Annotated in this window: 22 protein-coding genes and 2 pseudogenes; 13 read left to right on the plus strand and 11 right to left on the minus strand. The window is 71.9% G+C overall.

What is annotated here, in order from left to right:
- Positions 1-84: 84 nt before the first annotated feature.
- Positions 85-711 (minus strand): winged helix-turn-helix transcriptional regulator, encoded by a 627-nt coding sequence (locus OG956_RS07165; protein ID WP_330337096.1) that lies wholly within the window; start codon positions 709-711, stop codon positions 85-87.
- Positions 712-792: 81 nt separating this feature from the next.
- Here OG956_RS07165 and OG956_RS07170 point away from each other — a divergent pair, with 81 nt between their 5' ends.
- The 7 genes from OG956_RS07170 to OG956_RS07200 all read left to right on the plus strand — a co-directional run bounded on the left by OG956_RS07170 (position 793) and on the right by OG956_RS07200 (position 7,830).
- Complete coding sequence (locus OG956_RS07170; RefSeq protein ID WP_330337097.1) at positions 793-2,001, plus strand: pyridoxal phosphate-dependent aminotransferase; 1,209 nt, start codon at positions 793-795, stop codon at positions 1,999-2,001.
- 181 nt (positions 2,002-2,182) lie between these two features.
- On the plus strand, positions 2,183-3,985 hold the full coding sequence (locus OG956_RS07175) for a trypsin-like serine peptidase (protein WP_330337098.1): 1,803 nt from the start codon (positions 2,183-2,185) through the stop codon (positions 3,983-3,985).
- Positions 3,986-4,070: 85 nt separating this feature from the next.
- Positions 4,071-5,231, plus strand: a complete 1,161-nt coding sequence (locus OG956_RS07180; RefSeq protein WP_330337099.1) for a serine hydrolase domain-containing protein — start codon at positions 4,071-4,073, stop codon at positions 5,229-5,231.
- Between the two features lie 36 nt (positions 5,232-5,267).
- The gene (locus OG956_RS07185; RefSeq protein WP_330337100.1) at positions 5,268-5,870 is read left to right on the plus strand and encodes a histidine phosphatase family protein; all 603 of its coding nucleotides are present in this window, start codon (positions 5,268-5,270) and stop codon (positions 5,868-5,870) included.
- A gap of 109 nt (positions 5,871-5,979) precedes the next feature.
- Positions 5,980-6,606 carry a hypothetical protein gene (locus tag OG956_RS07190; RefSeq protein WP_330337101.1) on the plus strand — a complete coding sequence of 209 codons (627 nt, stop codon included), beginning with the start codon at positions 5,980-5,982 and terminating at the stop codon, positions 6,604-6,606.
- Positions 6,607-6,671: 65 nt separating this feature from the next.
- A complete protein-coding gene (locus OG956_RS07195; protein ID WP_330337102.1) occupies positions 6,672-7,094 on the plus strand; it encodes an acyl-CoA thioesterase in 423 nt (140 codons plus the stop codon).
- A 121-nt stretch (positions 7,095-7,215) separates the two neighbouring features.
- Entirely contained in the window at positions 7,216-7,830 is a 615-nt protein-coding gene (locus OG956_RS07200; RefSeq protein WP_330337103.1) for a 3'-5' exonuclease, read from the plus strand.
- Here the strand turns inward: OG956_RS07200 and OG956_RS07205 are convergent.
- From OG956_RS07205 to OG956_RS07245, 9 genes and pseudogenes are all read right to left on the minus strand, one after another.
- Complete coding sequence (locus OG956_RS07205; protein WP_330337104.1) at positions 7,784-8,410, minus strand: TMEM175 family protein; 627 nt, start codon at positions 8,408-8,410, stop codon at positions 7,784-7,786. The genes OG956_RS07200 and OG956_RS07205 overlap by 47 nt on opposite strands.
- Positions 8,411-8,482: 72 nt before the next feature.
- Complete coding sequence (locus OG956_RS07210; protein ID WP_330337105.1) at positions 8,483-9,850, minus strand: nucleobase:cation symporter-2 family protein; 1,368 nt, start codon at positions 9,848-9,850, stop codon at positions 8,483-8,485.
- A gap of 304 nt (positions 9,851-10,154) precedes the next feature.
- Positions 10,155-11,540 carry an 8-oxoguanine deaminase gene (locus OG956_RS07215; RefSeq protein WP_330337106.1) on the minus strand — a complete coding sequence of 462 codons (1,386 nt, stop codon included), beginning with the start codon at positions 11,538-11,540 and terminating at the stop codon, positions 10,155-10,157.
- Positions 11,541-11,677: 137 nt separating this feature from the next.
- Positions 11,678-11,833 (minus strand): annotated as a pseudogene (locus tag OG956_RS07220) (purine permease); the annotation flags it as partial.
- A gap of 60 nt (positions 11,834-11,893) precedes the next feature.
- Positions 11,894-12,829 carry a factor-independent urate hydroxylase gene (gene pucL / locus OG956_RS07225; RefSeq protein WP_330337107.1) on the minus strand — a complete coding sequence of 312 codons (936 nt, stop codon included), beginning with the start codon at positions 12,827-12,829 and terminating at the stop codon, positions 11,894-11,896.
- Positions 12,830-12,837: 8 nt separating this feature from the next.
- On the minus strand, positions 12,838-13,251 hold the full coding sequence (uraH, locus tag OG956_RS07230) for a hydroxyisourate hydrolase (protein ID WP_330337108.1): 414 nt from the start codon (positions 13,249-13,251) through the stop codon (positions 12,838-12,840).
- Positions 13,252-13,259: 8 nt separating this feature from the next.
- Positions 13,260-13,769: a 2-oxo-4-hydroxy-4-carboxy-5-ureidoimidazoline decarboxylase gene (uraD, locus tag OG956_RS07235; protein ID WP_330337109.1), complete on the minus strand. Its 510-nt coding sequence runs from the start codon at positions 13,767-13,769 to the stop codon at positions 13,260-13,262.
- 200 nt (positions 13,770-13,969) lie between these two features.
- Positions 13,970-14,338 carry a helix-turn-helix domain-containing protein gene (locus tag OG956_RS07240; RefSeq protein WP_330337110.1) on the minus strand — a complete coding sequence of 123 codons (369 nt, stop codon included), beginning with the start codon at positions 14,336-14,338 and terminating at the stop codon, positions 13,970-13,972.
- Positions 14,335-14,583, minus strand: a complete 249-nt coding sequence (locus tag OG956_RS07245; RefSeq protein WP_330337111.1) for a hypothetical protein — start codon at positions 14,581-14,583, stop codon at positions 14,335-14,337. Before OG956_RS07245 ends, OG956_RS07240 begins: the two co-directional genes overlap by 4 nt.
- Positions 14,584-14,736: 153 nt before the next feature.
- Between OG956_RS07245 and OG956_RS07250 the strand changes: the two genes are divergently transcribed.
- The 5 genes and pseudogenes from OG956_RS07250 (at position 14,737) to OG956_RS07270 (ending at position 18,863) form a co-directional block, all read left to right on the plus strand.
- Positions 14,737-15,576 (plus strand): TIM barrel protein, encoded by an 840-nt coding sequence (locus OG956_RS07250; protein WP_330337112.1) that lies wholly within the window; start codon positions 14,737-14,739, stop codon positions 15,574-15,576.
- Between the two features lie 41 nt (positions 15,577-15,617).
- Positions 15,618-16,508, plus strand: a complete 891-nt coding sequence (locus tag OG956_RS07255; RefSeq protein ID WP_330337113.1) for a 2-hydroxy-3-oxopropionate reductase — start codon at positions 15,618-15,620, stop codon at positions 16,506-16,508.
- Between the two features lie 203 nt (positions 16,509-16,711).
- Positions 16,712-18,175, plus strand: a complete 1,464-nt coding sequence (locus tag OG956_RS07260; protein ID WP_330337114.1) for a catalase — start codon at positions 16,712-16,714, stop codon at positions 18,173-18,175.
- A gap of 311 nt (positions 18,176-18,486) precedes the next feature.
- Positions 18,487-18,597, plus strand: a pseudogene (locus tag OG956_RS07265) (MOSC domain-containing protein); the annotation flags it as partial.
- Positions 18,598-18,632: 35 nt separating this feature from the next.
- Positions 18,633-18,863 (plus strand): hypothetical protein, encoded by a 231-nt coding sequence (locus OG956_RS07270; RefSeq protein WP_330337115.1) that lies wholly within the window; start codon positions 18,633-18,635, stop codon positions 18,861-18,863.
- Positions 18,864-19,096: 233 nt separating this feature from the next.
- Here OG956_RS07270 and gcl read toward each other — a convergent pair whose 3' ends face one another.
- On the minus strand, positions 19,097-20,884 hold the full coding sequence (gcl, locus tag OG956_RS07275) for a glyoxylate carboligase (protein WP_330337116.1): 1,788 nt from the start codon (positions 20,882-20,884) through the stop codon (positions 19,097-19,099).
- 250 nt (positions 20,885-21,134) lie between these two features.
- On the opposite strand from gcl, the gene OG956_RS07280 reads away from it, so the two are divergent.
- Positions 21,135-21,905 (plus strand): hypothetical protein, encoded by a 771-nt coding sequence (locus OG956_RS07280; protein ID WP_330337117.1) that lies wholly within the window; start codon positions 21,135-21,137, stop codon positions 21,903-21,905.
- The last annotated feature ends 67 nt before the right edge of the window (positions 21,906-21,972 follow it).

Raw genomic sequence — 21,972 nt, forward strand, 5'->3', positions numbered from 1 at the left:
GGCCTTCTGCTTGCGGGGCCTGATTGCTTACGGGGCCCTGCGCTTGCTTACGAGGCCTTCCGCATGCGGGGCCTTCGGCGGGCGTCAGGCCTCGCGCAGCGCCTTGGCCAGGGCGCCGTCCCCGGTCACCGTCACCCGGCCGTCCCGCACCGCGTCGGTCAGGCCCACCTCACCCCGGGCCACCGCCTCGCACGTCGCCGCGTCCATCGCCAGCCGGGCGTCGGGCTCGGCCGGCGCGGGCCCGTCGCCGTACACCGGGCCCTCCTCGGCGCCGACGCGCAGGTGGAAGTCCCCCTCCTCCAGCCGGACTTCGACCAGTCCCTCGCCCTCCAGTCCCCGCAGCAGCGGCAGGGCGAACCAGTGTGCGCGGACCGCGTCCGTCGGGCGGCGCCGTCCCAGCTCGGCCTCGCCCCACCGGCCGAGGGCCTGGAGCACCGGCAGCAACGCGCGTCCTCTGCCCGTGAGTTCGTACACGTAGGCCGCGCCGGGCGGGGGCAGCCGGCGGCGGGTGGCGAGGCCGTCGCGCTCCATGTCCTTCAGCCGGGAGGCGAGTACGTCCGTGCTCACGCCGGGCAGGTCCGCGTGCAGGTCCGTGTAGCGGCGGGGGCCGGCCAGCAACTCCCGGACGATCAGCAGGGTCCAGCGGTCGCCGACGAGGTCGAGGGCGCGGGCGGCGGAGCAGTACTGGTCGTAGCTTCGGCGAGGTGACATGCGACGCAGTCTAGACAACACGTTGGACTTTCCAAGCGCCCACTTGGTAAAACCAAGCAACACGAGTTTCCGGAGGGGCGCATGGAGTTCCGGCAGTCGAACAAGCTCAGCGAGGTCTGTTACGAGATCCGCGGCCCGGTGATCGAGCACGCCAACGCGCTGGAGGAGGCGGGTCACAGCGTGCTGCGCCTGAACACCGGCAACCCCGCGGCCTTCGGGTTCGAGGCGCCGGAGGAGATCCTCCAGGACATGATCCGGATGCTGCCCCAGGCGCACGGCTACACCGACTCGCGCGGCATCCTCTCGGCCCGCCGGGCGGTCGCCCAGCGCTACCAGACCCTGGGCCTGGACGTCGGCGTGGACGACGTCTACCTCGGCAACGGCGTCTCGGAGCTGGTCTCCATGGCTGTCACCGCCCTGGTCGAGGACGGCGACGAAATCCTGGTCCCCGCCCCGGACTTCCCGCTGTGGACGGCGGCCACCACCCTCGCCGGCGGCAAGGCCGTCCACTACCTGTGCGACGAACAGGCCGACTGGAACCCCGACCTGGCCGACATGGCGTCGAAGATCACGGACCGGACGAAGGCCGTGGTCATCATCAACCCGAACAACCCGACGGGCGCCGTCTACCCGAAGGAGGTCGTCGAGGGCATCCTCGATCTGGCCCGCCGGCACGGCCTGATGGTGTTCGCCGACGAGATCTACGACCAGATCCTCTACGACGACGCCGTGCACCACTCGGCCGCCGCCCTCGCCCCCGACCTGGTCGTGCTCACCTTCTGCGGCCTGTCGAAGACCTACCGGGTGGCGGGCTTCCGCTCCGGCTGGCTGGTGGTGACCGGCCCCAGGCAGCACGCGAAGGACTACCTGGAGGGCCTGACCATGCTGGCCTCCATGCGCCTGTGCGCCAACGCGCCCGCCCAGTACGCCATCCAGGCCGCGCTCGGCGGCCGCCAGTCCATCCGCGAACTCACCCTGCCCGGCGGCCGGTTGCACGAGCAGCGGAACGTGGCCTGGGAGAAGCTGAACGAGATCCCCGGGGTGTCCTGCGTGAAGCCCAAGGGCGCGCTGTACGCGTTCCCGCGCCTGGACCCCAAGGTGCACAGAATCCACGACGACGAGAAGTTCGTGCTGGACCTCCTGCTCCGCGAGAAGATCCAGGTGGTCCAGGGCACCGGCTTCAACTGGCCCTTCCCCGACCACTTCCGCATCCTCACCCTCCCGCACGCGGAGGACCTGGAAGCGGCGATCGGCCGCATCGGGCGGTTCCTCGGCGGATACCGGCAGTGACGTCCGGCCGCGGACGGCTTCGCACCAGAGGGTCGTGGTGCGCGGGTCCCGGCATGCCGAGAGGCCGAGCCGGAGCGAGAAGCCGCGCGTCCCGGACGCCCCGGCGGCATTGGCCGCTCCGGTGACGTCTGTGCGAAGATCGCGCCCCATGATCGGGAACGGACCAGGGGGAACGGTGTCGTTGTCGTACCGAATACGCTGGACCGCCGTGGCCGTGGCCATGGCGTGCGGGGCCGCCGCCGGGCTCGCGGTGCCGGGTGGGCGCGCGGCGGCGTCCTCGTCGCCGGGGCCGGCCGCGGGCCGTCAGGCCCGGCAGGCCGCGCGGTTCTGGACCGCGCGGAGAATGGCGGAGGCCGGACCGCTGGACGCCGGGCGGGCCGCGCCGGGCGGGAGCAGACCGGGGGCCGCGGGGGCCGGGCGGCCGCAGGGCACCCTGTTCAAGGGGACGCCGCTGGTGGGGACGTTCTTCGGGTCCGACGGGCCGAGCGGCACCACCTGGCGCTGCACGGGCAGCGTCATCGACACCGCCGTACGGGACGTCGTCCTCACCGCGGCCCACTGCGCGCTGAACATGAAAGGCGACTACGTCTTCGTCCCGCAGTTCGCGCGGGGCGCCGGTCCCGACCGGCAGCCGTACGGCATCTTCCCCGTCCAGCACCTCTACATCGACCCGCGGTACACGCCCGACAAGGGCGCGTCGACCACCAAGGGCCCCTCGTCCGACCTGGACACGGCGTTCGCCCGGGTCGCGCCCAACCAGAGCGGGCAGAGCGTCCAGGACGCGGTGGGCGGCGGGCTGACCTTCACCCGGCCCGGCGGCTACACGCAGAAGAACGTCACCGTCGTCGGCTACCCCTCCTACGCGCACAACAGCACCGGCCAGGCCGTCAAGTGCACCGTGCCGACGGCCCAGTTGCCCGGCTACCGGCAGATGTCCATGACCTGCGGCGGCTACTACGGCGGCACGTCCGGCAGCCCCTGGATCACCGACTACCAGGACGGCGCCCGCACCGGCCACGTCATAGGGAACCTCGGCGGCTACAACGGCGGCGGCAACGACGCGAACGCCGACTACATCAGCTACGCTCCCGCGTTCGGCGCCGACGCCGCGAACCTGCTCGCGGACGCGGTGGCCGGGCAGGACCCGCCCTCCGGTCTGCCGCCCTACCAGGGACTGCAGCTGCCCGGCGGCGCGCGCCGCTGGAAGAGCGCCGCGCTGATGACCTCCGCCGACTACACCGGGGACGGCCTCGGCGACCTGCTCGTCGTCTGGTCCGACGGCGCGGTCACGCTGTATCCCGGAGACGGCCAGGGCGAGTTCGGGGCCGAGAAGCGGCTGCTGAAGGCCAACTCCACCTGGACGCACGCCCGCGGCCTCGCCGGCGGGACCTTCGGCGGCGACCGGCCCGGCCTGCTGGTGCGCTGGTCCGACGGCGAGGTCACCCTCTATCCGGCCCCCGGCCCCTCCGGGATGGGCCGGGAGGTGCGGATGGCCAAGCAGGGCTCCGACTGGAAGAACGTCGTCCAGTTCACCGCCGGGCAGTTCCACGGAGGCAAGGGCACGACCGACCTGCTGGCGCGCCGCACCGACGGCAGCCTGGTGCTCTACACGGGGATCCGCTCCGGCTCCTTCGGCACCGGCAGGCGGCTCCTCGGGGCGAACGGCGCCTGGACCAAGGCCGCGCTGCTGAGCGGCGGCACCCTCAGGGGCACGGCCGGCGCGGACCTGCTCGTGCGCTGGTCCGACGGCTCGCTCGACACCCGCACCGGCGTCTCCGCCTCCGGCATCGGCACCCGGGCGCAGCTGCGCGGCCCGAACGGCACCTGGCAGCACGCCCAGGTCATGACCACCGGCGACCTCACCGCCGACCACGTCCGCAACGACCTGGTCGTGCGCTGGTCCGACGGCGAGACCTCGCTGTACGCCGACACCGGAGCGAAGTCCCTCGGCACCGAGAACACCCTGGTCCCGGCCGGCACCTGAGCGGCGGTGCGGCTCACGGGAATGCCCGGCGGCGGCCCCTTGTTGTCGATCCCCGTCGCCGACGGACGGACAGGGGGAACGACACATGACGATCGATGTGCACGGGACGGTGGCGGACGGATTCGAGGGCGTGCGCGAGGAGTTCGCGGCCGTGCTCGCCGGGGAGCGGGACGATCCGGGCGCCCAGCTGGTGGTGTACCGGCACGGCCGGCGCGTGGTGGATCTGTGGGGCGGCGACGGCATCGACGGGGACTCGCTGACGACCCTGTACTCGATCGCCAAGGGCGCCGCCCATCTCGTCGTCGCCCTGCTGGTGCAGGACGGGGTACTCGACCTGGACCGCGAAGTCGCCGCCTACTGGCCGGAGTTCGGTGCGCACGGCAAGGACCGGCTGACGCTGGGCGAGTTGCTGGAGCACCGGGCGGGTCTCGTCGGCGATGCGGAACAGGCGTTCACGACCGAGGAGTTGGCCGACGACCGGGTGATCGCGGCCCGGCTGGCGGGACGCGCGCCGCTGTGGGAGCCGGGTACCGCCTGGGGCTACCACGCCTTCGTCATCGGCGCCCTCACCGGCGAGGTGGTGCGCCGGGTGACCGGCCGGTCGATCCAGGAGCTGTACGAGGAGCGGATCCGGGCGCCGTACGGCCTCGACTACTACCTGGGGCTGCCGAAGGATGCGGAACCGCGCTGGGTGGACGTGCAGCCGCTGGTGCCCACCCCGGAGGAGGCCGTACTGCTGAAGGAGCGGGCGGCGGCTCCGGACAGCCTGCGGGGCATCGCGTTCAGTGCGCACGGACCGGAGCCGATCGACCTGGTGGCCTTCGGCAACCACCCCCGGGTGAAGGCGCTCGGGCCGGCGTCCTCCGGCGGCGTCGGGAACGCGCGCGGGGTCGCCGGGATGTTCGCGGCCGCCATCAGCAGCGTCGACGGCAGGCCGCCGCTGCTCACCCCCGAGACCGCGGCCCGGTTCGCCGAGCTGCGCACCCCGGGCGGCCCGGACCTGGTCACCGGCAGCGAGAACCACTTCGCGCGCGGCTTCGAGCACATCCCCGCGCTCTACCCGTTCCTGGACGCCGGCACCTTCGGGCACAGCGGCGCGACCGGCTCGCTCGGCTTCGCCGACCCGGCACACGGCATCGCGTACGCCTACACCCGGCGCCGGTTCGCCTTCCCCTCCGGGGTGGGCGCCGCCCTGGAGAACGGCCGTCTGGCCGAGTCCGTCCTGCGGGCGGCCGGTTCCCTGTGACACGGTACTGACGACACGAGCGGGAAGGACGCGGACGTGGGCGACCTCTTTCTCGTCCGGCACGGCGAGACCGAGTGGTCGCGGTCCGGACGGCACACCGGGCGGACCGACGTACCCCTCACCGAGCACGGGCGGGAGCAGGCGCGCCGGCTCGCGCCGCTGATCCGCTCCCACCGCATCGCCGCCGCCTTCGTCAGCCCCCTGCAGCGGGCCCGGGAGACCTCCGGACTCATCGGCCTCCCGGACGCCCGGGTCGACGCCGACCTGCAGGAATGGGACTACGGCGGGTACGAGGGCGTGACCACCGCGGAGATCCAGCGGAGCCGGCCCGGCTGGTTCCTGTTCACGGACGGGGTCGCGCCGGGGCCGCCGGACCGCCCGGGCGAGACGCCGGAGCAGGTCGGCGAGCGCGCCGACCGGATGCTGGCCAAGGCCGACGCCGCCCTCGAGGGCACCGACGGCGCCGTCGTCCTCGTCGCCCACGGCCACATCCTGCGCGTCCTCACCGCCCGCCGCCTCGGCCTGCCGGCCCGGCACGGCGCCCTGTTCCTGCTGGGCACGGGGGCGCTGGGCCGGCTCGGCACCGAGCACGGGCGGCCGGTGGTCGCGGGCTGGAACATCCGGCCGCGCGAGGAGTGAGGGCGGCGGCGGGCGACGGCCCCGCGTTGTCGGACCCCCGCCGTACTCTGCGCATGGGCCGTCCCGACGGGCCGCCCGCGGCAGGGCACGGGAGCGGAAGGGGTGCATCGTGAGCCGACCGCCGACCGCCGCGCAGCGGCGGGTGATCGAGGCCGCCGATCCGGTGACCGGGCGGCTGCGCGGCACGCAGGCGCAGCTGGCGGCGCTGGTGAAGCGGGGGCTGGCCTTCCGGCATCCCAGACCGCCGCACGACCACTTCCTGACGCCGGCGGGCCACCGGATACGCGAGGCGGCGGCCGCGGAACCGGCGGCCGGGGAGACCGCGCCGGACACGGGCGTGTTCGCGGCCCGGGTCGGGGGCGAGGAGGAGCCGCCCGCGGACGGCGGGGCGCGGCTGCGCGAGGTGCACAGCGCCTGGCAGGGGCTGCTGGAGCTGCGCCGGATGACCAACCCGGACGGCGCGGCCGACCGGCCCTGCGGCTGGGAGCGCACGCATCTGGTGCGGGCGGCCGCGCTGGCCCTGGAGGCGGCCGGGCACCGTCCCGCGAGCGGGGACGCGGACGGCTACCGGGTGCGGGCGACCCCGCAGCCGGAGGCGGTCGCGGTGTACGCGCCGGACGCGGAGAGCCTGGCGGCGTGCGCGGCCACGCTGGAGCGCGCGGGCTGGCAGGCCGGCGAGTACACCGAGCCGCGCACGCGGGTGCGCTATCTGCTGGCCTCGCCGCGCCGGGTCTGAGCGCCGGGTCTGAGCGGCGTGCCAGGATCGACCGACCGGAGAATCGAACACGAGAAGGGCTGGCAGTGGCCGAACCGTTTTCCGTCCGGGTGACCGTCCGGGGCTACGAGACCGACACCCAGGGGCACCTCAACCAGGCCGTGTACCTCAACTACGCGGAGCACGCCCGCTGGTCGCTGCTCCAGGCGGCCGGGATCAGCCAGGCCCGGCTGGTGGGCCGGGGCGTGGGCCCGGTGGCGCTGGAGACCACGATCCGCTTCCGGCGCGAACTGCTCGCCGGTGACGAGGTCGACGTGACCTGTGCGTTCGAGTGGGGCGGCGGCAAGACGTTCCGGATCGTGCAGGAGATACGCAAGACCGACGGCACCCTGGCGGCCGAGGTCAGCGCGGTGGGCGGCCTGATGGACCTGAAGGAGCGCAGGCTGGTCGCCGATCCCCGGGAGGTGTTCAAGGAGCTGACGACGGACCTCGCCCTGTTCGGCCTGTAGGGGCCGGGGGCCTGCGCCGGAGGCCGGCGGGGGCGGTGCCGCGGCCGCGCGCATCGCCCGGTGCGGCGGACGCGTGAATCCGGATGCGCGGCACCGGCCGTCGCTGCCATGCTGCGGACCCATGTCCGCACCACGTGTCAGACCCAGCCGCTGCATCTCCGTCGACATCGAGGCCGACGGGCCGATCCCGGGGCCGTACTCCATGCTGAGCATCGGTGCGGCCGTGGCCGGCACGCAGGACGCCGGCGGCTTCACCCCGGCCGATCCGCAGCGGCAGACCTTCTACCGGGAACTGCGCCCGATCTCCGCCGAGTTCGTGCCCGAGGCGCTGCGGGTGAGCGGCCTGGACCGGGAGCGGCTCGTGGCGGAGGGCGCCGAACCGGCGGTGGCGCTCGCCGAGTTCAGCGCGTGGGTGCGGGAGGTGAGCGCGGGCGCCCAGCCGGTGATGTGCGGCTATCCGGCGTCGTACGACTGGACGTTCCTGTACTGGTATCTGATCCGGTTCACCGGCGAGAGCCCCTTCGGGCACTCCGGCTGTCTGGACATGAAGACGCTGTACGCCACCAAGGCGGGGCTGCCGCTGCGCGCGGCGGCCAAGGGCACCATGCCGCGCCACCTGCTCTCCCGCCGCCCGCACACGCACCATGCTCTGGACGACGCCGTCGAGCAGGCGGAACTGCTGGCGAACCTCATGGCGTGGCCGGGTCCCGGCGCAGCGGTACCGGAACCTGGTTGAAGCCGTAGTAGAGGGCGAGCAGGCCGTGCGCGGCCAGGGTGAGGGGCGCGGAGACGAAGGCGAGGCCCACCGTGAGGGGGTAGCCGAGGGAGCCGAGGGCGAACCGGGCGCGGGTGGCGCGGGCGGCGGCGGTGTCGACGCGTTCGTCGAAGAGGTGGCCGGTGCGGGTCAGGTGCCACCACAGGGCCTGGAAGGTGAGCGCCATGGCGACCATGACCAGGCTGTAGACCGCGGCCGCCGCGTGCGAGGCGGCGTCCTCGCGCAGGTACGCGGCGAGCATGGCGGTCGGCCAGGGCACCACGGCCACGACCATCAGCACCAGCAGGTTCAGGAACATCAGCGGCCGGTCGACCCGGGTGACGTAGCTGAACAGCTGATGGTGGTTGACCCACATGATGCCGATCACCAGGAAGCTCACCGCGTAGGCGGCGTAGGACGGCCACTGCGCGCCGATCGCGTGCCACAGGCCGCCGTGGTCCCCCGTCCTGGGCACCTTGATGTCCAGCACGAGCAGGGTGATGGCGATGGCGAACACCCCGTCGCTGAAGGCCTCGACGCGGCCGGACTCGTTCACGGGCATGCGCCAAGACTGCCGTACGCGAGGGCGCGGGGCACGGTGATCGCCGTCGATCGCCGTGCCCCGCGCGGGCGTTCAGTGGGCGGCGGTCAGTTCCTGCCCCGCCTCCATCGGGTGCGTGACGTCCTCGGCCTCCCCGCCCCTGCCGATGTGGTTGAAGACGAGATTGAGCAGGACGGCGGTGACACAGCCGGTGGAGATGCCCGAGTCCAGGACGATCTTCGCGGTGTCGGGGAAGGCGTGGTAGAAGTCCGGCGCGGTGATCGGGACGATGCCGACCGCGAGGGACACGGCCACGATCAGGACGTTGTTGTCCTTCTCCAGTCCGGCCCGGACCAGGGTCTGGATGCCGCTGGCCGCGACCGAGCCGAACAGGACGACGCCGGCGCCGCCGAGGACCGGACGGGGGACGACCGCGATGAGCGAGGCGGCCATCGGGCACAGGCCCATGAGGACCAGGAAGCCGCCGCCCACGGCGACCACGAAGCGGCTGCGGATCCGCGTCATGGCGACCAGGCCGATGTTCTGGGCGAACGCGCTGCACATGAAGCCGTTGAACAGCGGGCTGAGGGCGGAGCCGAGGGTGTCGGCGCGCAGGCCGGCCGCGATGGTCCTCTCGTCCGCGGGGCGTTCGACGATCTCGCCGAGCGCCAGCATGTCGGCGGTGGACTCCGTCATGGAGACGACCATCACCACGCACATGGACAGGATCGCGGCGATGTGGAAGGTCGGGGCGCCGAAGTGGAACGGGGTGGGGAAGCCGACGACGGAGGAGTGCGCGACGGGGCCGAAGTCGGTGACGCCGAAGGGTATCGCGACGAGCGTGCCGGTGATCAGGCCGAGCAGGACCGCGATCTGCTTGACGAAGCCGCGGGTGAAACGGCGCAGCAGCAGCACGATCGCCAGGGTGATGCCGGCCAGCGTGAGGTAGGCCGTCGAGCCGTAGTCGTGCGCGGCGGGGTTCGGTCCCTGGGCCCAGCCGAAGGCGACGGGCAGCAGGGAGACGCCGATCAGGGTGATGACCGAGCCGGTGACGACGGGCGGGAAGAAGCGGATCGCCTTGCTGAAGAAGGGCGCGCCGAGGAAGCCGAGGAGTCCGGCGACGATCACGGCGCCGAATATCATCGGCAGGGCGTCGGACTTGTCCTTCGCGGAGGCGACGATCGCCGTCATCGGGGCGACGCCGGCGAACGTCACGCCGTTGACGAAGGGCAGCCGGGCGCCGATCTTCCAGAACCCGAGGGTCTGCAGGAAGGTGGCGAGCCCGGCGGTGAACAGACAGGCTCCGGTGAGGAAGGTGAGGTCTTTGCCGGACAGGCCTACGGCCGCTCCGACGATCAGGGGCGGGGCGACCACTCCCGCGTACATGGCGGCCACGTGCTGCAGGCCGCTGGTCGCCATTGTGAGGGCGGGGAGTTTCTCGTCAACAGGATGGGCGGCCACGGCGGGTCCTCCGGGCGGTTAACACGTCGTCGTCGACGTGGGTTTCATGGAGGTGGGGCATGGGGTCGTGGGGGCGCCCCCGGCTCGAGCGGAGTCGAGAGCCGGGGGAGGGACCGGGGACGGGGTGGTGCTGAGCGGTTCGGGCGGTGGACCGTCCGGGGCGCGTGCGTCGTACACGCGCCCCGGACGGCTGCCGTGGACCCCGCTCGGGTCCACGGGCCCCGGCCGGGAGCCGTCCCTCCCGGCCGGAGTCCCATCCGGTGGGCGGCCGTGAAGCGGAGCCGTCCACCGAGGTGTGCGGGGATCAGGCCTCGGCCGTGATCCTGGCGAGGCGCCGGGCCTCGTCGCGGGTGGCGCGGGCGACGGCGTCCTCGTCGACGGTGAGCAGCCGGCCGTTCTCCACGATCTGCCGGCCGCCCACGAAGGACGCGGTGACCGGGGCGGCCGCGCCGAGGACCAGCGCGGCGACCGGGTCGGCGATGGAGGCGTGGGCGAGTGTGTCCATCTTCCACAGCACCACGTCGGCCAGCTTGCCCGGCTCCAGCGAGCCGATCTGGTCGGCCCGGCCGAGCACCCGGGCACCGCCGTGGGTGCCGAGCCTGAGCGCCTGGCGGGTGGTCAGTGCGGCCTCGCGGTGGGTGCCGAGGCGGTTGATCAGCAGGGCGTTGCGCAGCTCGGTGTGGAGTTCGCCGGACTCGTTGGAGGCGGTGCCGTCGACGCCGAGGCCGACGGGGACGCCCGCCTGGAGCAGGTCGGGGACGCGGGCGATGCCGGCCCCCAGCCGGGCGTTGGAGGACGGGCAGTGGGCGACGCCCGTCCCGGTGCGGGCGAACGCGGCGATGTCTGAGTCGTTCATGTGGACGCAGTGCGCCATCCACACGTCCTCACCGAGCCAGCCCGTGGACTCGAAGTAGTCGGTCGGGCCCATGCCGAACTGCTCGTGGCAGAACTTCTCCTCCTGCACGCTCTCGGAGCCGTGGGTGTGCAGCCGTACGCCCAGACGGCGGGCCAAGTCGGCCGCCTGGCGCAGGAGTTCGGTCGTCACCGAGAACGGCGAGCAGGGTGCCACGGCCACCTGGGTCATGGCGTCGAAGGAGGCGTCGTGGTGCTTCCTGACGGTCTCCTCGGTGGCGGCGAGCGCGCTCTGAAGCGTCTCCACGGCGAAGTCCGGCGGCAGCCCGCCGTCCTTCTCGCTGCGGTCCATCGAGCCGCGGGCCAGCGTGAAGCGGACGCCCGTCTCGGCGGCGGCCCGGATGATCGAGCCGGACAGGTCGCCGGAGCCGTGCGGGTAGACGTAGTGGTGGTCCATGGCGGTGGTGACACCGCCGCGGGCCATCACGGCGAGTGATCCCTGCGCGGCCGCGTAGGTCATCTGCTCGTCGATGCGCGCCCAGACCGGGTAGAGCGCGACGAGCCAGTTGAACAGGTTGTGGTCGGTGGCGAGGCCGCGGGTGATCCACTGGTAGAAGTGGTGGTGGGTGTTGACCAGGCCGGGTGTGGCCAGATGGCCGCTCGCGTCGATCCGGCGCGCCACGTTCTCGAGGCCGTCGGGGGCCCTGCCCGCGCCGACCGACTCGATGCGGTTTCCGGCGAGGACGAGGTGCCCGGAGGCGTACTCGGTGTCGGTCGCGTCCACGGTGGCGATCGCGCAGTTCTCGATGACGATGCGCTGGGCTGCCGGTGGTGCCATGTGCTTCCTCGTCTTTCGGGGGCGGTCCGTGGGCGGGGCGCGGTCCGCGGATCTCGGTGGCGGTCCGGGACGGGATGGCGTCCGCCGGATCTCGGGGCCGCCGGGGGCGGTGAGTCCGCGGAGCGGATGGCGGGATCCTAGGAGGATCCGAGGGCCGGAGCCGGGCTGCCGCGCCGGGCGCCGAGATGGTGGAAGAACAGGTTCAGCAGGACGGCGACGAGCGCTCCCGCGCTGATGCCGGAGCCGGGCACGGTCTGCGCCCAGACCGGGAAACCGGCGTAGAAGGACGGTGCTGGTGGTCCCTCCGGTGTGGCGTGCCCCCGGCCGGCGGGGCCGGGGACGCGCGTCCCGCGTCAGAGGTTGGTCATGTCGACCGGGATGAGCTGCTCGGCGCCGTCGCGCAGGATGGTCGCCTCGATCAGGCCGTACGGGCGGTCGGCGGCGTAGTACACGGCGCCGTCCTTGGCCTCGTTGTCTATCCCGAAGGGCGACAGGTCCGAGCGGAAGTGGTGCTTGTTCGGCATGGAGAAGCGGATCTCGTCGACCTCGTCGCGCGAGTTCAGCACCCGCACGCCCATCTCGAAGAGGGTCTGCTGGAGCGAGTACGAGTAGGTCTCGGCGAACGCCTGCAGCGCGTGCTTGCGGACCCCGCTGTAGGAGCGGTCCCAGTCGGGGGCGTGGGAGTCGATGCCGTCCCAGTTGTGCCGCCACCAGGTGGAGACGGTGGTGGCGAGGATGCGGTCGTAGTCCTCCTGGAGGGTGGTGTACCTGTCCTTCAGGAAGCCCCAGAACTCGGAGTTGGTCGAGTTCAGGACGGTCAGGTCCTTGAACCCGGAGAGCACCTGGACGCCGTGGCCGTCGTAGGTGATCTGCGCCACGCGGGTCTCCTGGCCCTTGCGGACGAAGGAGTGGGCGATCTCGTCGGCGCCGACGAAGCGGGCGCCGCCCTTGGAGGTCTCGATCCGCTCCCAGGCGTACTCCTCGATGCGGATGCGGGCCCGGTGGATCGGCTCGGTGTCGTCCACGAAGTGGCGGGCGAGCTTGATGCCGAAGTCCTCGGCGCTCTCGATCCCGTGCTCCTTGGCGAAGGCGAACACCGTGTTCTTGGTGGTGTCGGTCGGCAGGACGTTGGCGTTGGAACCGCTGCGGTGGACCTCCTCCATGTCGCCGGAGAGGGCGACGGAGACGTTCAGGTCCTTGATGTGGTGCGTGTCGCCGCCACGCGTGATCTTCACGACGCGGTTCTCTGCCTTGCCGTACTGGTTCTGTCCCAGGACGAAGCGGGTCATGGTGTCGGTCAGCTCCCTCGGTAAACGGAGTAGCCGAACGGGTTGAGCAGCAGCGGAACGTGGTAGTGCTCACCGGGCACCACCGCGAAGGCGACGGTGACCTCGGGGAAGAACACGGGCCGGCCGTTCTCGCTGTCCCGGAGCGCGGGGGCGTCCTGCTGGGCCGCGGCTTGTTTCTTGGCGAAGTACGTCTCGGTGTCGAAGTCGAGGCGTACGTGGGTGGTCCCCTCCGGCAGGGCCGGGAGGTCCTTGCACCGCCCGTCCGCGTCGGTGGCCGAACCGCCGAGCGGCTGCCAGTCCGCGCCGGGCCCGGAGCGGGCCGAGAGGCGGACGGCGACGGCCTGGGCGGGCCGGCCGACGGAGGTGTCCAGGATGTGCGTGGACACCGAACTTTTCGGCGGGGCCGCGGTGCTTGTGCTCATGGCTGCTGTCAGTCCTCTTCGACGAGTCGTGCCAGTCGGATGCGGTTGATCCTGCCCAGCTCGGCGCGGACGATCTCCCGCTCCTGCTCCGGCGAGTTGCCGATCCGCTCCTTGACGGCGTCCCGCATCTGCTCACCGGTCCTGCCGGTGGCGCAGATCAGAAAGACATGACCGAACTTCTCCTGGTACGCCAGGTTGAGTTCGAGCATCTCCGCCCTGAGCTCCTCGGAGGCGCCGGCCATGCCGCGCTGTTCCCGCGCCGAGGTGGGATCCCCCGGCTTGGGGCGGCCGATCGGCGGGTGCCCGGCCATGGCCTCCTGGAGGTCCTCGGCGGTCAGCTCCGCCATGGCGGCGTCACCGGCTGCGTAGAGGTCCTCGGGGGCGGCGTACGGGCGGGCGGCGAGCAGCCGCCGGGCCCATGCAGTGGAGCTGCACGTCTCGAGGAGCGCGGCGAGTGCCGCGTCCTCGTCCAGGGCGTTGAAGCGGGCCAGGCCCGGCGGCGTGGAAGTCGAAGTCACGGGTGCCTCCGTGGCCTTGTGCTGAACGGGCTGCCGATAGCTAACGCCCTCCGGAACACCGCGTCAACAGTTTGTTGAAAATTCGGAGTAACAAATACGAGGGCCCGCCGGGGCGTCCCCGGTGGGACCGCCGTGAACGGCGCGAGCCGCCGCCCGGTCCCCCGGACGACGGCTCGCGGTACGCCCGCCAAGGCCTCTGATCAGGCCTCTTTCTGCCGGTTGAGGTAGTTGTAGACGGTGAAGCGGCTGACGCCGAGGGCGCTGGCGACCGTCTCCACGCCGTGGCGGACCGAGAAGGCGCCGCGCGCTTCCAGTATGCGCACGATCTCCTGTTTGGCCTTGCGGTCCAGGTCGGCCAGGGGCATGCCCTTGCGGCGCTCCATCGCGGCGAGGATGTGGTCGAGGGAGTCGGCCAGCTGCGGCAGCCGTACGGCGACGACGTCCTGACCCTCCCAGGCCAGGACCACGTCGTCGGGACGGGCCTCGTCCGGCGGCACCATCTCGCCGCCGATCGCGTCGACCAGCGGCTTCACGGCCGCGATGAACGGCTCGTCCCCGGTGCCGGTCACGCGCCCTCCCCGATCACGTTCACCTGGAGGGAGATCCGGGTGGCCCCCGCCGCGAGCGACTTGCGCAGCAGCGCGTCCACGGCGGTGAGCACGGCGTCGGCACCGCCCTCGGCCGTGTTGCCGAACGGCCCGACGTCCACGGCGTCCAGTTCGGCCGCCTCGACGACCTCGCGGGCGACCACGGCGTGCGGCGGCGCCTCGTCGAGGTCGAAGGGCTCGGTCGTGAACTCCACTCTCAATCGCACGCGCACAACCTAACGCCCGGCACGCGTTTTGGGGCGCCCGCCGGCCGGCCCCTCTTGACAAGCACCGACACGCGGCGGCAATCTTCCATTACGCAGAAACAAACTTCCGCTATACGGAAACTCGCTCGACTACGGAAGGGAGCGCGGCCCCCGATGGGATTCGCAGACCAGCGCTTCAACGTCAACCTGTCGATCCTCTTCACGGAACTCCCGCTCCTGGAGCGTCCCGCGGCCGCCGCCGCGGCCGGCTTCACGGCGGTCGAGCTGTGGTGGCCCTGGACCGAGACCCCCACCCCCGAGCGGTCCGAGCTCGACGCCCTGAAGAAGGCGATCGAGGACGCGGGCGTGCGGCTGACGGGCCTGAACTTCTACGCCGGGCAGCTGCCCGGCCCGGACCGCGGCGCCCTGTCGGTCCCGGGCGCGGAGTCGGAGAGGTTCCGCGCCAACATCGACGTGGCGATCGCCTTCGCGCAGTCCCTGGGCTGCACGACGTTCAACGCCCTGTACGGCAACCGCGTCGACGGCGCGGACCCGGCCGAGCAGGACGCGCTCGCCCTGGAGAACCTCACCCTCGCGGCCCGGGCCGCCGCCCGGGTCGGCGGGACGATCCTGATCGAGGCCCTCAACCGGCCCGAGTCGCCGAAGTGCCCGATCGTGAGCGCGCCCAAGGCGATCGAGATCGTCGACAAGGTGAACGAGGCGACCGGTCTCGGCAACGCGAAGTTCCTCATGGACCTGTACCACCTGTCCATGAACGGCGAGGACCTGCCGTCGGTCATCGAGCGGTACGCCGCGAAGACCGGCCACGTGCAGATCGCCGACAACCCCGGCCGCGGCGCCCCCGGGACGGGCTCGCTCCCGCTGGAGGAGCTGCTCGACCAGCTGAGGAAGGCGGGTTACGACGGCTGGGTGGGCCTGGAGTACAAGGCCGGCGACCGCCCGAGCGCCGAGTCCTTCGGCTGGCTCCCGCGCGAAGCGCGTGCCGCGCGCTGACCCCCTGACTTTTCACGGCAGTTGAGAGAGGCATCCCCATCATGAACAACCTTCCCAAGATCGCCTGGATCGGCCTCGGCATCATGGGCTCCCCCATGTCCGAGAACCTGATCAAGGCCGGCTACCAGGTCACCGGGTTCACGCTGGAGCAGGAGAAGCTGGACCGCCTCGCCGCCGCCGGCGGCACCGCGGCCGGCTCGATCGCCGAGGCCGTGCGCGACGCCGACGTGGTCATCACGATGGTGCCCGCCTCCCCGCAGGTCGAGGCCATCGCCTACGGCCCGGACGGCATCCTGGAGAACGCCAGGTCCGGCGCCCTGCTGATCGACATGTCCTCGATCACCCCGCAGACCTCCGTCGACCTGGCCAAGGCCGCCGGGGAGAAGGGCATCCGCGTCCTGGACGCCCCGGTCTCCGGCGGCGAGGCCGGCGCCGTCGAGGCCGTGCTGTCGATCATGGTGGGCGGCGAGCAGGCCGACTTCGACGAGGCCAAGCCGATCTTCGAGGCGCTCGGCAAGACCATCGTGCTGTGCGGCCCGCACGGCTCCGGCCAGACCGTGAAGGCCGCCAACCAGCTGATCGTCGCCGTGAACATCCAGGCGTGCGCCGAGGCCGTGGTCTTCCTGGAAAAGTCCGGCGTGGACCTGAAGGCCGCGCTCGACGTCCTCAACGGCGGCCTGGCCGGCTCGACCGTGCTGACGCGGAAGAAGGACAACTTCCTGAACCGCGACTTCAAGCCGGGCTTCCGCATCGACCTGCACCACAAGGACATGGGCATCGTCACCGACGCCGCCCGCAACGTCGGCGCGGCCCTGCCGGTCGGCGCCGTGGTCGCCCAGCTGGTCGCCTCGCTGCGCGCCCAGGGCGACGGCGGCCTGGACCACTCCGCCCTGCTGCGGGCCGTGGAGCGCCTCTCCGGCGCCCAGGTCTGACCCGGACCCCCCGCACTTCCGGGCGGCGCCGCCGCCGACACCTGTCCTGTCGCGCCCAGGCGGCGGCGCCGCCCGGAACCACCCCCGCGCTCCACTTCAACAAAATGTTGACATACGGATCGCCTGCTCCTGGGCTCCACGAAGACTTCTAGGCTCCACAAAGCGGAAACAGTTTTCCGCTGCCACCGCACGGAAGGTCCCCGATGTCGCAGCGCGTGCTCACCACCGAGTCCGGCGCCCCGGTCGCCGACAACCAGAACTCCGCCACCGCCGGCGTCGGCGGGCCGCTTCTGATCCAGGACCAGCAGCTCCTGGAGAAGCTCGCGCGCTTCAACCGCGAGCGCATCCCGGAGCGAGTGGTGCACGCCCGCGGCTCCGGCGCCTACGGTCACTTCACGGTGACCGGCGACGTCACCGGTTTCACCCACGCCGGCTTCCTCGGCGAGATCGGCAGGCGCACCGAGGTGTTCGTGCGCTTCTCCACCGTGGCCGACTCGCTCGGCGGCGCGGACGCCGTCCGCGACCCGCGCGGTTTCGCGGTGAAGTTCTACACCGAGGAGGGCAACTACGACCTCGTCGGCAACAACACCCCGGTGTTCTTCATCAAGGACCCGGTCAAGTTCCCCGACTTCATCCACTCCCAGAAGCGGGACCCGTTCACGGGCCGTCAGGAGCCGGACAACGTCTGGGACTTCTGGGCGCACTCCCCCGAGGCCACGCACCAGATCACCTGGCTGATGGGTGACCGCGGCATCCCGGCGTCGTACCGCCACATGGACGGTTTCGGCTCGCACACCTACCAGTGGACGAACGACAAGGGCGAGGCCTTCTTCGTCAAGTACCACTTCAAGACGGACCAGGGCATCCGCTGCCTGACCAGCGAGCAGGCCGCGGAGATCGCGGGCAGGGACCCCGACTCCCACCAGACGGACCTGCTGCAGGCCATCGAGCGCGGCATGCATCCGTCCTGGACGCTGTACGTCCAGATCATGCCGGCGACGGAGGCGGCGAACCACCGCTTCAACCCGTTCGACCTGACCAAGGTGTGGCCGCACAGGGACTACCCGCTGCAGCGCGTGGGCCGCCTGGTGCTGGACCGCAACCCGGACAACGTCTTCGCCGAGGTCGAGCAGGCCGCGTTCTCCCCGAACAACTTCGTCCCCGGCATCGGCCCGTCCCCGGACAAGATGCTCCAGGGCCGGCTGTTCGCCTACGCCGACGCCCACCGCTACCGCCTGGGCGTCAACCACACCCTGCTGCCGGTCAACGCGCCGAAGGCGGTTCCGGGCGGCGCGAACAACTACGGCCGCGACGGCTTCATGGCGCTCAACCCGCAGGGCCGCCACGCCAGGAACTACGAGCCGAACTCCTACGACGGTCCCGTCGAGACCGGCCGTCCGCTGTCGGCGCCGCTGCCGGTGTCCGGGTACACCGGCAACCACGAGGCCCCGCTGCACACCAAGGACGACGACTTCGTCCAGGCCGGTGAGCTCTACCGCCTGATGTCGCAGGCGGAGAAGTCCCGCCTGATCGCGAACATCGCCGGGGGCCTGTCCCAGGTCTCCCGCAACGACGTGATCGAGAAGAACCTGGCCCACTTCCACGCCGCCGACCCCGAGTACGGCAAGCGCGTGGCGGAGGCGGTCCGCGCCCTGCGCGAGGACTGACAGGGCGAGGACCGTGGTGGCCTGCGAGCCAGTGCGGTGGTGAAGGACCGGGGCCCCTTCTCGACCAGAGGGAAGGGCACCCCGGCTCCGTCGTAGCCACCGCGGTCCCGCCCAGCCCCCTTCGACGGGGGCCACCCGCTCCGTCCGGCGGCGCGAACGACCTGTCGCGCCCGGCCTCGCGCCGCCGGACGGTCACCACGCTGAACGCTCCCTGCGCCGGTTCGCTCCCTCCGGCGAGGGAGCGTTCGGCGTTGCCGGGCAGTTCCCCACGGCCCCGGCCGCCGGTGATCACGGAGGCCGCGCCGCGCGCCGGCACGCTGCTGCGCATCGGCGACTCCGCGGTCCTGGAGGTCACCGGCCTGCGCACTCCCTGCCTGCAGATCGACAACTTCCGGCACGGGCTGCTGAAGCAGGTCGTCGGCGTGCGCATCGCCGTCCCGCGCCGCACGCTGAAGACATGGGCAATACGCAGTACCCGCACATCGTGGTGCACTCCCCCGCTCTCGACGGGTCGCGGCGGGTGACCGAGGGGCACGTGACGCTGGGGATCGCCTCGCATCTGGACGATGTCGTGGAGATCCTGCGGCTGGCCGATCTGGACCGGATCGAGGTGGAGGAGAGCGATCTGATCGAGTGGCAGGGCGGCGGGCCCGACGACTGGCCGGGGCTGTCGGAGTACGAGCTGTAGCGACAGGGTGTACGACAGCGGTCGTAGACGGGCTACGGCACCCTCAAATCAACCTCTGAAGACGGGGCTGGAGGCGTCAACCGCCCCCGCGGTAGGGCAGATTACGTGCACCAGGGCCCGCCGGCACGGGGGCGGCGGGCCCCTCACGGGGGAGCACGACGGGGGATGCCACGGGGGACGCGAAAGGGCGGCCCGTCCAGCGGGACGGGCCGCCCTTGGTGTGCCCGGCGGTGTCAGACCTTCAGCGGCCTGATCGACGTCGGCGCGTGGCCGGGCTCGGTGGCCGGCTCCTCGAACTCGGTGATGTCGCTGATGTCCATGGTGCGGCTCATCGAGATGTTGGTGATCCGCTCCAGGATCGCCTCGACCACGACCGGCACCCGGTACTCGGCGGCCAGCTTCTTCGCCTGCTCGAAGGCGGCGCCGAGCTGGTCCGGCTCGGTGACCCGGATCGCCTTGCAGCCGAGGCCCTCGGCGACCTTGACGTGGTCGACGCCGTAGACGCCGATCTCGGGCGTGTTGATGTTCTCGAACTCCAGGTTGACCTGGAAGTCGATGTCCAGGCCGATCTGCGCCTGGCGGATCAGGCCCAGGTAGGCGTTGTTCACCAGCACGTGGACGTAGGGGATCCTGTGCTGGGCGGCGACCGCCAGTTCCTCGATCATGAACTGGAAGTCGTAGTCGCCGGAGAGCGCGACGACCGGGGCGTCCGGGTCGGCCTTGGCGACGCCGATCGCGGCGGGAACGGTCCAGCCGAGCGGGCCGGCCTGGCCGCAGTTGATCCAGTGGCGCGGCTTGTAGACGTGCAGCATCTGCGCGCCGGCGATCTGGGAGAGGCCGATGGTGGTGACGTACCGGGTGTCCGGGCCGAAGGCCTTGTTCATCTCCTCGTACACGCGCTGCGGCTTCATCGGCACGTTGTCGAAGTGCGTACGGCGCAGCAGCGTCGCCTTGCGCTCCTGGGTGGAGGCGACCCAGTCGGAGCGGTCGGGAAGCCTGCCGGCCGCCTTCAGCTCCTTCGCCACCTCGACGAACAGCTCCAGCGCGGCCTTGGCGTCGGAGACGACACCGTAGTCCGGCGGGAAGATCCTGCCGATCTGGGTGGGCTCGATGTCGACGTGGACGAACTTCCGCTCGCCGCGGTACACGTCCAGCTTGTAGCCGGTGTGGCGGTTGGCCCAGCGGTTGCCGATGCCGAGGACGAAGTCGGACTCCAGGAAGGTGGCGTTGCCGTACCGGTGCGAGGTCTGCACGCCGACCATGCCGGCGTGCAGCTCGTGGTCGTCGGGCAGCGCGCCCCAGCCCATCAGGGTCGGGATGACCGGGGTCTGCGTCAGCTCGGCGAACTCCACCAGCAGGTCGGCGGCGTCGGCGCCGATGACGCCGCCGCCGGCGACGATGACGGGACGCCGCGACTCCAGAAGAAAGGTGATCGCCTTCTCGATCTGGGCGCGGGTCGCGGCCGGCTTGTAGACGGGCAGCGGCTCGTACGTCTCCGGGTCGAACTCGATCTCGGTGAGCTGGACGTCGATCGGCAGGTCGACCAGGACCGGGCCGGGACGGCCGGAGCGCATCAGGTGGAAGGCCTGCTGGAAGACGCCGGGGACCTGGGCGGCCTCCAGGACGGTCACCGCCATCTTCGTGACCGGCCCCGCGATCGAGGCGATGTCGACGGCCTGGAAGTCCTCCTTGTGGATCACGTGGGTGGGCGCCTGGCCCGTGATGCACAGGATCGGGATGGAGTCGCCGATGGCCGAGTACAGGCCGGTGATCATGTCCGTGCCGGCGGGGCCGGACGTGCCGATGCAGACGCCGATGTTGCCCGGCCTGGTGCGGGTGTAGCCCTCGGCCATGTGCGAGGCGCCCTCGACGTGGCGGGCGAGGGTGTGGTGGATGCCGCCGCCCTCCTTGAGGGCCTTGTAGAACGGGTTGATCGCCGCACCCGGCACACCGAAGGCGTCGGTGACGCCCTCGCGCTTGAGGATCTCAACTGCCGCGCGGGCAGCGGTCATTCGGGCCATCGAGTACTCCTGCTCCGGCTTCTCGGATGCGTACTCCCGTCGCGCCCCGCGGTGAGCACAGTCTCCAGGTCTCCTGTTATTCCGCATTGCGGAAGTTACTTTCTACTATCTGGAAGCAATGTAGAAGCGCGGGACCATGTCGTCAAGAGCGGCCGGGACGGGACAAGAGCCGGACAAGCGGGGCCCGGAGGGAGGACGATGGGAGCCGCTGTCCCGCGACGGATCCGACGCGACGCCTGGGAGATGGGTCATGCCCGAGAGCGTGCCGGTGCGCTGCCCGGCCTGCCGGCGCGAGCACTTCTACACCGCGCCGTCGTACCCCTGCGCCTGCGGCGCGCCCACCGCCCCGCGCCTCGACCCGGCCGCCGAACCGGCCGTGGCGGCCCACCGGGCCTGGGACGACGAGTGGCTCACCGTGCCCTGCGCCGCCTGCGGACGCCGCAACCAGTGGCCGCGTCCGGAGCTGGGCTGCCCCTGCGGCACGGTCCTGCGCATCCCGGTGACGACTGCGGCGGACACCGGCACACCGCCGGGGGCGGCCGAGACGTTCCCGGCCGCCCTGGGCACACCGCCGGCGGGACCCGGGCCGGAGCCCGCCGCCCGCCGCCCCGCCTTCCCGCCGCGCGCCATCCGCACCGCCCTCGACGCCGTGACCGTCGCCGCGCTCCATCTGCGCCGGCTCGGCTACGGGGACGTCCGCCGCGCCGACCAGCGGCCCCCGAACGGCATCGGGCTCGCCGCGCCCGGCCTCCTCGCCCAGGTCGACCCCACCGTGCGCCCGGCGGCGCCCCGCGATGTTGAGTGCCTGTGGCTGACCGCGATGACGGAGTCGGCGGACTGCGTGTACTTCTCCCTCGCCGGGTACACCGACGCCGCCCGCAGCGGCGCGGACGCCCTCGGCGTCCCCCTGTTCGTCCTGGACCTCGCGGGCGTCGCCCGGCCGGTGAACGAACCGGCCGGCACACTGAACACCACCGGCGCACCGGGACGGGGCACGCGGCCGGCTCCCGACGGCCTCTGAGAACCCGTCGGCGCAAAGAAGCCGATGCTCGCTCAGCGGCGTTTCACGCTTCTCGCCCAGCGGCGTT

The organism is Streptomyces sp. NBC_00557 (assembly GCF_036345995.1).
GTDB lineage: Bacteria > Actinomycetota > Actinomycetes > Streptomycetales > Streptomycetaceae > Streptomyces.